General features: G+C 44.7%; 16 protein-coding genes. 7 read left to right on the forward strand and 9 right to left on the reverse strand.

Going from position 1 to position 16036, the window contains the following annotated elements; translation table 11 throughout:
• Positions 1-40: 40 nt before the first annotated feature.
• The gene (locus tag H6550_01515; GenBank protein MCB9044793.1) at positions 41-1843 is read right to left on the reverse strand and encodes a M2 family metallopeptidase; all 1803 of its coding nucleotides are present in this window, start codon (positions 1841-1843) and stop codon (positions 41-43) included.
• Between the two features lie 73 nt (positions 1844-1916).
• On the opposite strand from H6550_01515, the gene H6550_01520 reads away from it, so the two are divergent.
• The 3 genes from H6550_01520 to H6550_01530 are packed head-to-tail and all read left to right on the forward strand — an operon-like array spanning position 1917 to position 3343.
• Positions 1917-2669 carry a sulfite exporter TauE/SafE family protein gene (locus H6550_01520; GenBank protein MCB9044794.1) on the forward strand — a complete coding sequence of 251 codons (753 nt, stop codon included), beginning with the start codon at positions 1917-1919 and terminating at the stop codon, positions 2667-2669.
• A gap of 12 nt (positions 2670-2681) precedes the next feature.
• Positions 2682-2924 carry a molybdopterin converting factor subunit 1 gene (gene moaD / locus H6550_01525; GenBank protein ID MCB9044795.1) on the forward strand — a complete coding sequence of 81 codons (243 nt, stop codon included), beginning with the start codon at positions 2682-2684 and terminating at the stop codon, positions 2922-2924.
• A 2-nt stretch (positions 2925-2926) separates the two neighbouring features.
• Positions 2927-3343 carry a molybdenum cofactor biosynthesis protein MoaE gene (locus H6550_01530; protein ID MCB9044796.1) on the forward strand — a complete coding sequence of 139 codons (417 nt, stop codon included), beginning with the start codon at positions 2927-2929 and terminating at the stop codon, positions 3341-3343.
• Here the strand turns inward: H6550_01530 and H6550_01535 are convergent.
• The 6 genes from H6550_01535 to H6550_01560 form a co-directional block, all read right to left on the reverse strand.
• Positions 3334-4374, reverse strand: a complete 1041-nt coding sequence (locus H6550_01535; protein MCB9044797.1) for a ThiF family adenylyltransferase — start codon at positions 4372-4374, stop codon at positions 3334-3336. The genes H6550_01530 and H6550_01535 overlap by 10 nt on opposite strands.
• On the reverse strand, positions 4371-4982 hold the full coding sequence (locus H6550_01540; protein ID MCB9044798.1) for an NTP transferase domain-containing protein: 612 nt from the start codon (positions 4980-4982) through the stop codon (positions 4371-4373). Before H6550_01540 ends, H6550_01535 begins: the two co-directional genes overlap by 4 nt.
• The gene (gene moaC, locus H6550_01545) at positions 4963-5439 is read right to left on the reverse strand and encodes a cyclic pyranopterin monophosphate synthase MoaC (GenBank protein MCB9044799.1); all 477 of its coding nucleotides are present in this window, start codon (positions 5437-5439) and stop codon (positions 4963-4965) included. Before moaC ends, H6550_01540 begins: the two co-directional genes overlap by 20 nt.
• Entirely contained in the window at positions 5436-6641 is a 1206-nt protein-coding gene (locus H6550_01550) for a molybdopterin molybdotransferase MoeA (GenBank protein MCB9044800.1), read from the reverse strand. Before H6550_01550 ends, moaC begins: the two co-directional genes overlap by 4 nt.
• Before the next feature lie 4 nt (positions 6642-6645).
• Positions 6646-7632: a GTP 3',8-cyclase MoaA gene (moaA, locus tag H6550_01555; GenBank protein MCB9044801.1), complete on the reverse strand. Its 987-nt coding sequence runs from the start codon at positions 7630-7632 to the stop codon at positions 6646-6648.
• Positions 7633-7779: 147 nt separating this feature from the next.
• A complete protein-coding gene (locus tag H6550_01560; GenBank protein MCB9044802.1) occupies positions 7780-8421 on the reverse strand; it encodes a hypothetical protein in 642 nt (213 codons plus the stop codon).
• Positions 8422-8474: 53 nt separating this feature from the next.
• On the opposite strand from H6550_01560, the gene H6550_01565 reads away from it, so the two are divergent.
• Together H6550_01565 and H6550_01570 are read left to right on the forward strand one after the other, a co-directional pair.
• Positions 8475-8966, forward strand: a complete 492-nt coding sequence (locus H6550_01565; GenBank protein MCB9044803.1) for a DUF1648 domain-containing protein — start codon at positions 8475-8477, stop codon at positions 8964-8966.
• A 46-nt stretch (positions 8967-9012) separates the two neighbouring features.
• The gene (locus tag H6550_01570) at positions 9013-9675 is read left to right on the forward strand and encodes a metal-dependent transcriptional regulator (protein ID MCB9044804.1); all 663 of its coding nucleotides are present in this window, start codon (positions 9013-9015) and stop codon (positions 9673-9675) included.
• A 13-nt stretch (positions 9676-9688) separates the two neighbouring features.
• Here the strand turns inward: H6550_01570 and H6550_01575 are convergent, their stop codons facing one another.
• Positions 9689-10207, reverse strand: a complete 519-nt coding sequence (locus H6550_01575; GenBank protein ID MCB9044805.1) for a DUF2480 family protein — start codon at positions 10205-10207, stop codon at positions 9689-9691.
• Between the two features lie 92 nt (positions 10208-10299).
• Positions 10300-12438: a SurA N-terminal domain-containing protein gene (locus H6550_01580; protein ID MCB9044806.1), complete on the reverse strand. Its 2139-nt coding sequence runs from the start codon at positions 12436-12438 to the stop codon at positions 10300-10302.
• A gap of 511 nt (positions 12439-12949) precedes the next feature.
• On the opposite strand from H6550_01580, the gene nadA reads away from it, so the two are divergent.
• A complete protein-coding gene (nadA, locus tag H6550_01585) occupies positions 12950-13957 on the forward strand; it encodes a quinolinate synthase NadA (GenBank protein MCB9044807.1) in 1008 nt (335 codons plus the stop codon).
• Between the two features lie 122 nt (positions 13958-14079).
• A complete protein-coding gene (locus H6550_01590) occupies positions 14080-16026 on the forward strand; it encodes a T9SS type A sorting domain-containing protein (protein ID MCB9044808.1) in 1947 nt (648 codons plus the stop codon).
• Positions 16027-16036 lie beyond the last annotated feature (10 nt).

Here is a 16036-nt window from a genome sequence, read left to right on the forward strand (position 1 = left end):
CCCTGTTGGGGCGTTTGTACTATATATTAGTTGTGAAAAATTATAGTTGCTCGGGCAGGGTGTAGGTTCTGCCTTTGTTTTGTTCTTTCAGCCAGTTTACCAGCGGGTCGAAGTATTCCAGCATAGCTTTTGCATTCAGCTCTTCGCCTGTACTTTCTTTCAGCACGGTGCGCCAGTCTTTAGAAGCACCGGGGTAGGTGATCTTCTTCAGGAAATCGCCGATACCTTTTTCGCCGTAGTAGTTGGTAGCACGCGGGTCTTGCTTCAGTATCTCTTTGGCTATGTGGTTGTGCAGTTGATACAGCAATACATAAGAGAGCGCGTAATCATAATACTGCGCGGCATCGTCGTTGATATGCGTTTTTGTAGCGGCATCGCAGTACTCCTCGCCCCTGTCTGTTGGCGGAACGATACCCTGGTATTTCTTCACATACTCCCACCACCTTGCATTGAACTGGTCCTCGGGCAGATTGTTCACATACAGGTCTCTTTCAAAATGGCTCATGGTACCGCAAGAGAAGAACATGAACACTACAGAGTTCATGGCCTCTTTCATCAGGCTTTGTATCTCGTCGGTTTTAGCGTCGGCAGGTACCAGGCCACGACCAACCAGGTATGGCTTCTGCATAGCAGCCAGTCCCATCATACTACCAATAGCCTCGTGGTATGCACGGTTGGCACCACCACGCAACAATGGCGGTACGTCAGGATTGGTATAGGTCATGTAATAATAGATATGGCCCAGCTCGTGGTTGGCAGTCTCCCACCACTCAGCATTAGGCTCTACACTCATGAGGCTGCGCACGTCCTTGTTCAGGTCCATATGCCATGCCGATGCGTGATTGTTCTTTTTCACGCTAGAGTCGCTGGGGTAAGGGTAGAGGCTTGACTTTTCCCAGAATGTCTGCGGCAGATCAGGGAAACCGATACTGGTGTATAGTTTCTCTCCTTCTTTCACTATCCACTCAGCCGTTTTTTCGCCCAGAACTGCGTTGATGTCCAATCCTTCTACTTCTATCGACGGGCTCCAGTCCTGTCCCCAACGGTTAGGCAACCAGTGTGCGGGCAGGTAGTCCGGCACTTCTTTCGCGCCGTATTTTTTAGCCAGGTCGTAACGCATCCATGTGTGCAGCTCACGATACAGCGGGTATAGCTCACCCATAAGGCGCTCCATTGTCTGCATCATCTCATCGGTCTTCATATCATAGTCGCTCACCTGGTATGTGAAGTAGTCGTTATAGTCCAGCGCCTGTACGGTCTGGTTGCGCAGGTCGCGCAGGTGTGCCAGTCCGTCTTTCAGCGGAGCGCCCACTTCTTTACTCGCATTCCATGCTGCCAACCTTTTGTCCAGGTTGTTCTCTGTTTTCAGAACACCATCAATATCGTTGGTGCTTACTTTTTTATCGCCCAGCATATACTGGAAACCATACAGCTTTTCTGTCTGGTCGGTTTCTGCTTTGATGCGTTCTTTCACTGTTTCAGCAACCGTCTGCGGATTGTTAGCGGCGCTGTATAAAATAAGCTCCAGTTGTTTTACCTGTATATCGGTCAGCTGATCTTTGTGTTGCAGGAATTTTTTTGCCTGTTCAATGTTTTCAGCACTACCGGTAAAAGCAGCCATTTCTTCGTCTGCTTTTTGCGCGGCCAGTTTATTGGTTTCGTCGCCTTCTATTATCTCAATATTGAATTTCCACTGTGCCTCGCTTGATGCTGTGTACAGCTGCACATATTTTTCGGTGTACTTATCAATGAAGGCCTGGGCATCCTGTTGCACATTGGCGCTATTGCCGCAGGAGGATAGAAAGATAGCGGCCAGGCCCAGCGCCGCGATAATATTTTTCATATGAACTGATTTTGGATAAATGTACGGCTTATTTACTTTTTTGCTGAAAGGCATTATTGCTTAATATTACACTATGCCGCACTGGGAGTTATTATTGTTCTTTTTCGTCATCGCATTTGTGTACGCTTCGGTGGGTTTCGGTGGCGGGTCCAGCTACCTGGCCATACTGGCATTGTATGCATTGCCCTTTAAAGAGATACGTCTCACCGCACTGATTTGTAACATCATTGTGGTAACGGGTGGCACCATCATTTTCATCAGGAACAAACAGGTAGATCTGCGCAAGATATTACCGCTGGTACTCATCAGCGTGCCTATGGCCTACCTGGGCGCTACTATGAAGATCAGTGAGCAGACCTTCTTTATCATTCTCGGTTGCAGCCTTATTGTTGCCGCTATGTTGCTCTGGGTGCAGACACAAAAAGCCAAAGCAAATATCCTCTCCATAAACGGGGAGGCTAATATGGTAAAAGACAGTGCATTGGGCGGTGGTATCGGTTTCCTGTCGGGGATGGTAGGCATAGGCGGTGGTATATTTTTAGCGCCATTACTCAACCTGTTGAAATGGGACGCCCCCAGGAAGATAGCCGCTACAGCGAGTGTATTTATACTTGTCAATTCACTGGCAGGCATAGCGGGACAAATAACACAACTGCCGGATAACATAAATTACCGCCAGATTTCGTTGCTTTGTATAGCGGTATTTGCCGGGGGGCAATTGGGCTCGCGAATGGGAGCGGTAAAACTGAATCCATTATGGATAAGAAGACTGACAGCCTTGCTGGTATTTGCCGCAGGCGTGAATGTGCTGATAAAGCACCTGTAATAACATACGAGTATGACTATAGAAGTCCTGGCATTTGGCATAGCGAAAGATATTTTCGGAGGCACGGCGATCAATGTTGAGCTGAATGATAATGCAACAACCGCTACACTGAAAGCTGCGCTGGAAGAAGAATATCCCGAACTGAAAGAACTGCGGTCTTATATGATAGCGGTGAATGACGAATATGCACAGGCGGGTACTGTTATCACAGAAGCAGACGAAGTAGCCATTATACCACCAGTAAGCGGAGGATAATTATGATAGAAGTAAAGATCTCATCAGAAACATTAGACATCAATTACTGTATCGAACAGGTACAGGCGCCTGAGTGCGGGGGCATAGATGTATTCATCGGTACCGTGCGCAATATGACCAACGGCAAAAGGGTAGTGACCCTGGAGTTTGAGGCTTATGAAAGCATGGCATTGAAAGAACTGGAGAAGCTGGCCGAACAGGCGATGGAAAAGTGGGAGCTGCAGAAAGTAGTGATACATCATCGCACAGGTATATTGGTGACGGGTGATGTACCCGTTGTGATAGCAGTCTCCGCTGCACACCGCGATGCTGCTTTTGATGCCTGCCGTTACATCATCGATACGCTGAAAGAAACTGTTCCTATCTGGAAGAAAGAAATTTTTGAGGATGGCGAAGTGTGGGTAGCTGCTCACCCCTGATGTACCTTCCATGCCTCAACACCTCCCTGCAATGAGTATATCTCAACTCCGGGAAATCTTCCGGATAATATCTTAACGGCCTCTGCGCTGCGCCTGCCAGATGCGCAATAACAAACTATCGGTTTGCCTGTTTCTATTGCGGCATTAGTGATTTCCTGTAATGGAATATGCACACCACCGATATGAAAAGTATTGCGCTCTTCTGCCGTTCTTACATCTATCAAATAATAGGCTGTGGTATCATTCTGTAAAACTGTTGCTGATATTTCCTGTACAGAAAAAGGCAGGGCGGTAATATTAGTTTGGGTGGTCTTCCCGAGTTTTATCGTCCTGCTTTGCATGGTGGTTGCATCCACGAATAATAATTTACCCGCCAGCAATTCACCTATGCCGGTTATGTATTTGATCACTTCGTTAGCCTGCATACAACCAATGATACCCGCAATGGTTGGCAGCACACCACCTTCCGCACAATTAGGAACAACGGCGGCATTTACATCAGGATAAAGATCGCGGTAATTGGGTGAACGGGAGCCGTCAGCATTGGCTACGTTCCAAACAGCTACCTGTCCTTCGTATTGATAGATGGCACCATACACCAGTGGCTTGCCAGACAATACACATGCATCATTCAGCAAATAACGGGTATCAAAATTATCCGTTGCATCTACCACTACATCATAACCGTTGATGATGTCTAAAACATTCTCCGCTGTTATTTTCAGGTCAAGCGGAATAATATTTATCTCCGGATTCTGTTGTTGTAAACGTTCAGCGGCTACTGCTACTTTTTTCTTTCCTTCATCAGCAGGCGTATACAATATCTGCCTGTGCAGGTTCTTTACAACAACAGTATCGTAGTCTGCAATAGCAAGTGTACCCACACCAGTTGAAACAAGATATTGCGCAACAGGGCAACCCAGACCTCCGGCACCGACTATCAGCACTTTTGTGGCAGATAGTTTTTCCTGTGCCCGGATGTCAAAACCAGGCAATGCCATTTGACAGCTATATCTTGCCAGGTCGCTCATCGGGTAGTGTTCATTTTAGCCGTTAAAATATCCCGCACACGTTCCGCATCTTCGGGCGTATTGGCATTAATGAGCGCCTCAGGATATTGCGGTTCTATAATATAGGTATCACTGTTGATGAGTGCTTTGCGCGGGCATGAATGTCCTGTTTCCACAAACGACAACAATGCCTCTTTGGCCTTCGGCTCCCAGATGGTTATCAGCGGTTCGGGCAGACCATCGTGCGGACTTTTGAATGTAGTAGCCACTTTCGTTTGATCCCTGTTATCAATAAGATATTGCAACGTGTCTTTGTATAGCAGGGGCAGATCGCAAGCAACGACCAGCCATGCAGTATTTTCTTTTTCAAATAGTGCAGTGAGTATCCCCGCTGCAGGGCCCTTCACTTCTATCTTATCAACAAGTGTTTGGTAATGGTTGTCTATTTCGTTTTGTTGTTCTGCACGGCAGGAGATATATACTTCATCACAAAACTCCTGCAACAGGTCGGCTACATAATAGCGCTGTTCTTTACCATGCCATTCTATTATGCTCTTGTCGTGCCCCATGCGTTGGCTCTTGCCACCGGCCAGTACAAGCCCGTATAGTTTAGTCTCTTTTGAAATCACTTTTACCTCCCGTTTTCTCCATCAGCTTAGTTTCCTTTATCACAATATCATGGCTCATGGCTTTGCACATATCGTATATAGTAAGTGCCGCAACAGAAGCGCCCGTCAACGCTTCCATCTCTATGCCTGTTCTTGCCGTGATGCTGCAAGTGCAATCTATCACCACTTCATCCTGTTCATTCACCTGTATATCTATATGGCAGTTGTCCAAGCCCAGCGGGTGGCAAAGCGGTATCAGTTCGCCCGTTTTTTTCGCAGCCATGATACCCGCTATTATCGCCGTCTGAAAAACCGCACCCTTCTTTGTTTGTATATCACCGTTCACCAATTGCGCCAATACGTTTTGCGGAAGCAATACAATACTCCTGGCACGTGCAGTGCGCTTGGTTACCGCCTTTGCGCTTACGTCTACCATATTGGCGCGTCCCTGTTCGTCCAGATGTGTCAGCTCACTCATATAATAGTTTTATAAGGCCATATCCTGTATGCCTCTCCTTCTGTAAAGTTAGTTTTATGTTCCGGCAGTTCCATGAACGCATCGGTGTACAGCAGGTTAACGAAATCGCCTGAGCCATTACCTTCGGATGGTGTGGCTATCAAACATCCGTCCTCTGTGCTGTTAATTTTCACCTGCAAAAAATACTGCAACTCCGGCTTGAACATATAGTCCCTGTCTAATACTGCATACAAGGGTTTGCTCTGTTCCATACCCAACGATGCCTGCAACCACGGAACGAAATACCTGTACATACACATGAACGTAGAAACAGGATTGCCGGGAAAGGCAAAAACTATTTTCTCTTCAGGACTCGCACCAAACCAGAACGGCTTGCCTGGGCGTTGCCTCACTTTATGGAATCTCTTTTCTACGTCCAGTTTGGCAAATGCTTCGGGCAGGTAATCATATTTACCCATCGATACGCCACCGCTTAATATCAGCACATCATATTCCTGCAGGCATTTACTCAATGCAGATAATATAATTGCCTCATCATCGGGTATGTGCAACATATCTGCCTGTATATGGTATTGCTGCAAAACGGATGCAATGGCATATGTATTAGAGCGACGTACTTCTGTAGGTGAAGGCGTTTGCTCAATAGGTACCAGTTCATTACCCGTTGATAATACACCTACACGCGGCAATTTTTTCACCAAGAGTTGCGACTTGCCAACTGACGCTGCTACATTGATAATAGCCGGCGTTATAACACAATTGGCGGCAACCAACAATTGGTTCTCTATTTTATCAGAGCCTTTGTAATGTATATTCTTTCCCTGCCTTATGTTATCAGTTACGATAGTGGCATGTCCATCATTTATCTCCAGGTCTTCATAACGTATCACAGTATCGGTAATATCGGGTAACGCTGCGCCCGTCATTATCTCTACACATTCTCCATCGCTTTCTATCGCTATCGGTGCATCGCCTGCCTGTTGTGTTCCTTTTATGCGGAACGTCCTGTTGCCTTTTTCATAGGCTTCGAACAGTATCGCGATACCATCCATGGTCACCCGATCGTAAGGGGGAAAATCCCTGTCTGCGCCAATGTCTTCAGCCAATACTCTACCCGTAGCCTGTCTTATCCCCACAAGCTCAGTGCCATAGTCTTTCTTTTCTGACAAGATAATATGTTCGGCTGCTGCTACACTGGTCATATCGTTATCCTCCTATTGCGGCCATTGATTCGCGGTTGGCATCTGCCTTGCGGCTTTCTTCCGCTTCCCAACCATTTTTCGCCCTGTGGTTTATCGCCCGCAGAATATTGCCCTGTATCATTTCTTCATCATAACCTTTGCGCAACAGGTCTTTGACGTTCAGTACGCCATCACCATAGAGGCAGGTTTTCAACTCACCCTGTGGTGTGATGCGCACGCGATTGCAGGTGCCACAGAACGAACGGGTATAAGCGGCAATAATGCCCACCGTTCCTTTATGCCCCGGTATGCTATAATTATAAGAAGTGGAGTAAAGAGGATCCTGCATTTTTTCAATATCGGGGTATTGCTCTCTCAGCGTGTCCAATATCCTTATATGATCCCATGTCAGCCCGGCATAGGTACCGGTACCGCTGAAAGGCATTTCTTCAATATATCTCACCGCCACGGGCAGGTCTTTGGTCAATGCTGCCAACGGAATTATGTCCTGCGTATTTTTTCCTTCCATCACCACGGCGTTTATCTTAACGCCTATGTCATGCCTTAACAATTCGTGCATGGTATCCAGCACTTTAGGTAATTCATCGCGGCGGGTAATGGCAAAAAAGCGGTCCCTGTCCACTGTGTCCAGGCTCAGGTTTACCGACTTGATCCCCAGTTTCTTTAATTCGGGTACATATTGCGCTGTCAGTACGCCATTAGTAGTAAGTGTCAGTTCTTTCAGGCCTTCCAATTGCGAGAGGCTGCGTAGAAAATCCATAAAGTTCTTGCGGGCAAAAGGCTCTCCGCCAGTGATGCGTATCTTCTCAACGCCCATATTTATCAATACACCACATATCTGCAGCATCTCTTCCCAGGTCATCAGCTCTGCCCTGTCCAGCCAGTCGATACCATGTTCGGGCATGCAATAGAAACAGCGCAGGTTGCACCTGTCCGTCACCGCCAGCCTGAGGTAGTTTACCGCCCTTCCATGATTATCCGTCAACTTCATAATTGGGGTATCGAAAGTACGTAAAAAATAGCCGCTATACATCTAGTCCGACGTTGCAGTGTGTTCTACACCGGCAACTTTCGCAATGTATTGCTTGTCTATGACGAACATGTTGGTGTTCTTCAACAACATACTCAGGCACACTTATCAATGCTTATTATGCACGAATATGCATTTTTTCAGGTCGTCGGAGGAGCGGGCAATGAGCAGGTCCAGGCGTCGTGTCTCATCCGTATAAGTCTGGTACCATACCGGCAGAGTGAGATAGACCTCGGCCACCTCTTTTTCTTGTTTGGTCAGGTCTTCCAGTTTCACCAGCTCAAATATCGCGGACTGGGTAACGCTATTTACCGTCAGGCATTTATTAGGGGCTATAACGTAATACTTTTCCCCTCTCACTTCTTTTTGTGGTAGCTTGTTGTTCTCTTCATACAACTCTTTCTGATGCGTGGTGGTCGCCTCAAAATGTTGTGCCGGGTGTTTGCCCACCAATTCGCGCATCCTGTCCGGCTCTTCTATAAGCCTGGTCACATTATTCAGCAAGTAATAACTACCGCCATCACCTATTACAGACGCGTCCAGCGTTACACGCGGGTAAATATTGTCCAGGTCATCCCTTCTTATGTATATGGTATCAGTATTGTTGTTGCACACTACCAGTTGCAGGAAAAAACGGCTAGACTGGTTGGCTTCTGTTTCAGCAGAACCTATATACAGTTTTATGCCCATTGCCCGTGCATTGCTGATACAACCTATGAACAACAGCAGTGCAAGTATCGTCTTTTTCATATATTAACAAGTTATGTTTTTTATCTATCTTAAGGTGTTAAAAATAAACCGCTGTGAATGCAAGACCAAAAATAAAAATTACATCCGGCCCTGCAGACCGTATGCTGGATATTATTTCAATCGTACTGGTGATCGGGATCTGGAGCCTAGTGCTGTATCACTACAATATTCTGCCGGAGACCATCAACACCCATTTTGACGCTTCGGGCCACGTGAACGGTACCGGCAGCAAAAACACTTTGTTTGTCATTCCCATTATCAGTACCCTCCTGTTTTTCCTGTTTGTTGCACTGAACAGAGCACCGCACCTGTTCAACTACCCGGTAGCTATTACCGAAGAAAATGCCCTGCGACAATACAGCCTGGCCACCCGCATGCTGCGGGTGCTGAATACCGGACTACAGGTGAGTATGCTGGCTACGGCATATGCTATGGTCCGCTCACAGGATTCGGCCACGGTTGGCATATGGTTGCTGCCATTGATCATGGGGCTGACCACACTGCCGGTAGTCTATTATTTTATGCAGGCAAAAAAAGCGGGTTGACATCTTTATTCGGTTGTTTGTAGCGATTGTTTCTTAATTTAGACGCATGCAGGCGCTTACGTTTACAGAAGAGAATTATATCAAAGCTATATATACCATCTCCGACAGGAATGACACCGGGGAAGTTTCTGTAAATGAAATAGCCGAGCGCGTGCAAACCCGCCCCGCAACGGTGACCGACATGTTCAAAAAACTGTCGGAAAAAGAGTTGATACACTACGAGAAATATAAGAAAGTAAGGCTGACGAATGAAGGAACCCAAATTGCATTATCCATACTGCGCAAGCACAGGTTGTGGGAAACCTTTCTTTGCGACAAACTGAACTTTGCCTGGGACGAGGTGCACGAGATAGCAGAACAACTGGAACATATCCGCTCTCAGAAACTGATAGACCGCATGGATGAGTACCTGGGTTTTCCGGAGTATGATCCGCATGGAGACCCGATACCGAAACAGAACGGAGAGTTGCCCGCCAGCAAGGCCGTACCGCTTACTGAAATACCGGTAAATACTACTTGTGTATTCGTAGCAGTGAATGATACCTCGAGCGCTTTTCTGCAGCAGCTGAAACGTTTTAACCTGGAAATAGGCACAGAGCTGAACGTTACAGAGCGTATGCCTTACGACAACAGCGTGTGGGTAACCAATAAGAACGGGGACAACTTTCAGTTATCAGAAAAGATATCTGTCAATATACTGGTAGTGTAAATGACCGGGATGCTTAATTTCTTTTCAAGGGCTGCTTGTAGATAGGTACCGTAGAGCAGGGCTCCCCATACATCAGCGATTTTACAACAGGCCTTAGTTTTTCCGTTGCTGCCACATAAGCTATTTCAGGCACGCTTTTATCACCGCAGCCTTTCAGCACTACACGCTTGTCTACATACTCTGCGGTATCTATCACACCAATTTTGTCAGCAACTATTTTTTTCGTCATTTCTTCAACCGTACCAAAGTACACTGAGGCCGCGAAAGGTTGCAGGCAGGATGAGATGAGCATATATGCCCAAACAGGTACAATTGCATCTGCCGAACAATAAATAGCTACATACTTATCCTTGTATGTTGTCCAGTCGTGTTCTTTCATGGCATCGCGAAAGTCTTTTTCTTTCAGGATCATCTCGCGAAACAAGAACGGTTTAATATCGAAAGGAACAACCGAACCCTCTTCAGGCAGATAAGCTGCGAGATCCAGGGTAATAATACCGCTTTCGGCTACTTTGTTTACGATCGTATCCATGCTACAAAGTTACAAACAGTTGGTGAGCAAATAAAAACGGCCCCGAGGTTACGGGGCCGTTTTTGCTTATATCGTCTTCAGAGAAACTTATATTAATAGTTTTGCGGGTTGTATTTGATATTGGCGTTCTTTTTCAATTGCTCTTCTATCCTGCCGTTCAGCGAGTTCTTGATCTCCATCTGCATCATATCGCGTTCTCTTTCGCTAAAAGTCTCGTCTTTGTTAGCAGAAGTATACCTGTTCTTCACGCTGATGAAGTAAACCGCGCTTTGCTCCTTAATAGCAGGAGAAACTGTGTTTGGTTTGAAATCATTACAGAAAGAATAACCTACCACTTTCGGAGCATAACCCATAGGGCCAGAGAAAGAGTTGTTGCCCCTGAACGAATCGAAAGACTGCAGCTCAGTACCTGCGGTAGAAGCTATTTCAGACAATGATTTTTTACCGTCATATTTCTTAGCAATTACATCCGCTTTTTTCTCGTTCTTCAGCTGTGGCTCAATGTTCCTGCGTGTATTTGAATCCAGTGTCCTGAGGCCGGCTTTGTTCACTGCAGTAAGTTTGGCTACCAGGTATTTGCCCGGCAGTGCAAATACACCTGACACCTGGCCCACCTCTGACTCATATACCCACCGTACTATCTCGCGTGAGGGGCCTATGCCCTGTATAGTGAAGTCGGATACTTTAATATTGTCCGCCATCAGTTTTTGCAGATTTTCAGTTGCAATGGCGTTGTCGAACTCCGCTGCTTTTGAATTGCTGCCTGCAAATTCAGCTGCTTTCGCATATACTTCGTTCTCTGTTTCGTCGCCGGCAAATAATGCCTTTGATATTACCGCCAGTTGCAGTGCGGGAGCGAAGTTGGTCTGGTCCAGTATCTCTATATAGTGATATCCTGCATAAGAGTTGTTGGACACCTTCACCACTTTAGACTCACCTTTTTTACCCTCGAAAATGAAATCTCCAAATTCTTTAGACAAGTTGTTCTTCTGCTCGAAAGAGAATGTATACTCACCACCCTTTTCTTTACTGCCCTCATCGTCAGAATATTTCTGAACCATCTCGGCAAAAGGCGTACCTGCTTTTATAGCGGCTGCGATGCTGTCAATTTTATTCTTAGCCACACTGTCTTCTACGGTCAGCTGGCCTTTTTCGCCGGTCTTAATTAATATGTGCCTGCACTTAACAGAATCAGGATATGATTTCTTACCGGTTACTTTTACCAGTTTGTATGTTTCGTTCTCGTATACCGGACCCATTACGCTGCCAACAGACATTGCGAAAACAGAATCAGCATATATAGACTGGTAAGACTTCTTCATTTTATAAGTAGAATCGAAAGACTCTTCAGAGTTCCTGTTCACGAAGCTTTCGTTGTCATTCGTATTAACGAAATCTTCTCTGATGGTATTAAGAACACCCAGCGCCCTTGCCGTATCCACAGCAGTAGGCAATACATTGAAACTTACATACTCAATAGCACGTGTAGGAACTTCGGTAGTGAAATCAGCTTTATGTTCTTTGATGAAGTTGTTGTAGTCGGCATCTGTCAGTTCAACCTCGTTGTCATTTACAGATTCGAAAGGTACAGACACATAATTGATGTCTGCCATTTGCGCTTGTTCTTTAGACCTTGCCTCGACCAGGAACTTGGGCATGTATACTGCTGCGGAGAACAGCGTATTGAATTTCTTGGTCATTGCTGTGCGGATGATGTAATCCTTGAAAGTCTCCCAGTGTGCACGGGCTTTACCGGTAGGGTCCAGCTGATCGGCCTGTTCTTCAAACAATTTTACATATTGCGGGTCGAAAGATTTCGTGTTGGGGTTGGTAAACGGCTGATAGCTTTTTACTGCCTGGTCAGGATCGTTACCATATATCATATCCTTTTTCTCAGCTTCAGTAATTACCAGTCCCAGTTTTTCAGCCTGCTCAGCTACTAGTTTTTCTTTGATAAGATCCTGCAGTGCCATTTCGTTGATCTGTGCACGGAAATTATCATCAATGGTCTGGTTGCTACCATATAATGTTTCGTAATCTTTGGTACGGCGTGTGTAGTCCAGGTAATCTATTGCTTCACCATTCACTTTGGCTATGCTGTTATCTTTACCAAATAGGCTACCGGTTTTACTATTCAATGCATCCATTAATATAAATGCAACCAATGCCACAGCAATAACCCCACCTGCGAGTTTTGCGTATTTCGTCCTGATCTTCTGTATTACAGACATATAATATAGGTTCTGACTTTTAAATGTAAGGACGGCAAATTTATATGAAAAATCGTGATTTCGTCTACAGATTTTGTTTTTAATATATTATTTGCCAAAATAGGAGCTGTTTTATAAGTATTATACCTAAAATATATGCATTATTTTGTGTTATTCAGATGGGGTGTTGATTCCCGTTGATAACGTTGTGGTAACATGGGTAGTTATCCAATATTTATAAATTGTTAATACAACATTACTTTTTTGTTATGTTGATAACCCTGTTTTTCAACAGTCATGTCCGATATTCAGACCCCGGAACTTTTTAACACCGTTGTTTATTCACATACCGGGTGTTTTTTGTGGGAATGTCCGTTTAATGAGCATTGCTAGTGTGGATATTGTCGGGAATATTTGTGTATGGGTATACTTATTTAACTTTGCAATAGGGATAGTAAAATAATACCCCCATATCCACAGTCCTAGTTTATAATAGTCAGTTTTTAAAAAGTTTTTTTATTAATATTTTACAATGGTTGATAAGGTTGAAATCTCGTTGGGAAATTTGAAAAAAAGAGGATTTCTTGACATGGAAATTGATCCGACGCTGGATCTGTTTGCAGAAATAGAGCGTTTGAAGAAAGAGAAGAACGCAATACTACTCGCACATTACTACCAGGAACCGGATATACAGGATGTAGCAGATTACATAGGCGATAGTTTAGGCCTGGCGCAGAAAGCAGCCAACACTGATGCCGACATTATCGTATTTGCAGGTGTGCATTTTATGGCAGAGACAGCAAAGATCCTCAACCCCGATAAGAAAGTTTTGTTACCAGATCTTAATGCAGGCTGTTCGCTAAGTGATAGTTGCCCGCCGGCAATATTCAAAGCATTTAAAGAAAAACACCCTGATCATTTAGTTATTTCTTATATCAACTGTTCTGCAGGTATCAAAGCGCTGAGTGATATTATATGTACCTCGTCTAATGCACGGAAGATAGTTGAAAGTCTGCCGGCAGATCAGAAAATAATCTTCGCACCTGATAAGAACCTGGGTGCATATATCAACAAGGTATCGAAGCGTGAAATGTTATTATGGAATGGCGCATGTATGGTACATGAGTTATTCTCGCTTGAAAAGATCACAAAACTTAAGGAACGTCATCCTGAAGCACAGTTGATAGCACATCCCGAATGTGAAGATGTAGTGTTGAAGATGGCAGATTTTATAGGTTCTACCACCCAGCTGCTCAATTATACACAAACGCATGATTCAAATACATTTATAGTAGCTACAGAGGCTGGGATATTGCACCAGATGCAGAAACTTTCTCCTGAAAAGACTTTTATCCCTGCCCCACCTGACAACTCCTGTGCCTGCAATGATTGCCCCCATATGAAACTGAATACATTGGAGAAATTGTACCTGTGTATGAAATATGAACTTCCGGAGATAACCATGGAGGAAGAAGTGAGGATAGCTGCAAAGAAACCGATAAACAGGATGCTGAAAATGAGCGCAGAATTAGGCATTTGACACAGAAATGACAGTGTAATCTAAAATACCCCTAAAAGGGGTACAAATTTTGCTTTAGATACAAATATTGCCTATTTTAGTACACTTTTTAATTTTCTAAATAACAGAAAAAGGGAAATACTATGATGAAATTCAACTTTTTAAAAACATTCCTGGTTACAGCCATGGCTATGCCGCTATTGGCGGTAGCTCAGCCGAAAATGGGTGCATGGGGTGACCAGACCACACCGTCTAACAACAACTTCTACATTGACTATGTTGGTGGCCGTGTAACGATCAGCACTCCGTCTAATCTTGCGGGACCTGTTATTCACACTATATCAAATGATGGTAAGTCAAGTGGCCAGTGGGGCGGATCTATTGCAGGTTTGTCGAATCCGATCGTGGGTATAGATATCGTAAAAGCCGACCCATATGATGCGTGCGGAACGCTGGTAAATGCAAGTGCAATCTCCGGTAAGATAGCACTGATAAAAAGGGGAACCTGTGAATTTGGTGCCAAAGCTTTAAATGCAGAGAACGCCGGTGCTGTTGCTGTAATTATTGTTAACCACAGCCCTGGCCCACCGGTAGGTATGGGTGCAGGTGCACAAGGCGCTAACGTTACCATACCTGTTATCATGGTATCTGACGTTGAAGGAGCAGCTATTGAGACAGCTTTATCAAGCGGTGCAGTAAAAATGTCGTTGTCTGTATGGAGCAATGGTTATAACAATGACATAGGATTTGTTGATGCGGGTCTTGGTCTGCAACACGCTTATTCTATACCATTGGCACAGATCACTGGTGCATCATCGGTACCTTACAAAGCTTTCTACGGAGCTGTTATAGGTAACTTCGGTACTACTACTGCTAATAACGTTAAAATGTATGCTACACTTAAATGGACACCTACAGGTGGTTCTACTTCTGTAGTAAGGGTAGACTCTACAAGCTTTACAGGTTTCGCTCCCGGTGATTCTATCGTTACTCCATTCATCGATAAAGATTATGACCTGGCTCCGACAGGAACAGGCCGTTATGATGTTGAGTATGAGCTGACGTCTGATGTATTCACAGACCAGTTTATGGGTGATAACAAAGCAAGCTATTCTTTCTATGTTGATAACCACGTTTATTCTAAAGGCCGTTATGATTTCAATAATGATGTTCCTTTCTCTGGACGTGGTTACAGGTTAAGTTCTAATGCTGAGTTCACCTGGGGACCATTCCTATATATGGAAAAAGCTGGTTACCAGTTTGAGAATGCTATGATATCTCTGTCTAAAGAGAATGCGCAAACTGACAATAGCATGGCTTCTATTGGTAAAGTGCAGATACTGGTATGGAAATGGACTGATGCTAATGGTGACAGTGTTATCGTAGCTGATGAGTGTTCTATCGTAGGTCTAGGTGAAAAAACTTTCGTAGCTGCAGATACTTCAGGACAGGTACATAAAGTAGTTATTAAGGATGCTTTTGAACCTTCAAAAGTGATTACTACAGAAGCAAACACCTGGTACTGGATCAGCGCAGCAATGCCGACCAATGCATTCCTGGCAGTTGATGGTGAGAGCAACTACTTTGTAAGATCATGGGGAAGGAAACACGCTACCAACAGCACACGTGAGCCATATGCTCCGTTGTTCCCTAACAACTTCGGTTCTTTCACAGGTTCTACTACACCTGATGGTGTTCCGGCTCACTATCCTTTTGAGTCATACTACTTCCTGGAAGATTCTATCAGGTTCTCTCAACAAAAGAATGGCCTGGTACCTTCTATCCCTGTAAGTATGTCGCTGTTCAAAGTTGGTGTTGAGAATACACAGTCAGCGGCGTTTGATGTGAGTTTGTACCCTAACCCTGCAACTGAAGTACTGAACGTAGCTGTTACACTGGATAAGCCAGCCAACGATGTTACTTATTCTGTACTGAATGTAATAGGTGCCAAGATCAAAGAAGTAACACACAACAACGTGTCAAACGATAAGTACACTATTAATACTTCAGAGTTGGCTGCAGGTTCTTACTACCTTATCATAAGTGTAGACGGACAGCAGACATTACGCAAGTTCTCTGTTATTAAATAGTTGAATTGAA

The sequence above is a fragment of the Chitinophagales bacterium genome (assembly GCA_020636495.1).
Taxonomy (GTDB): domain Bacteria; phylum Bacteroidota; class Bacteroidia; order Chitinophagales; family Chitinophagaceae; genus UBA5543.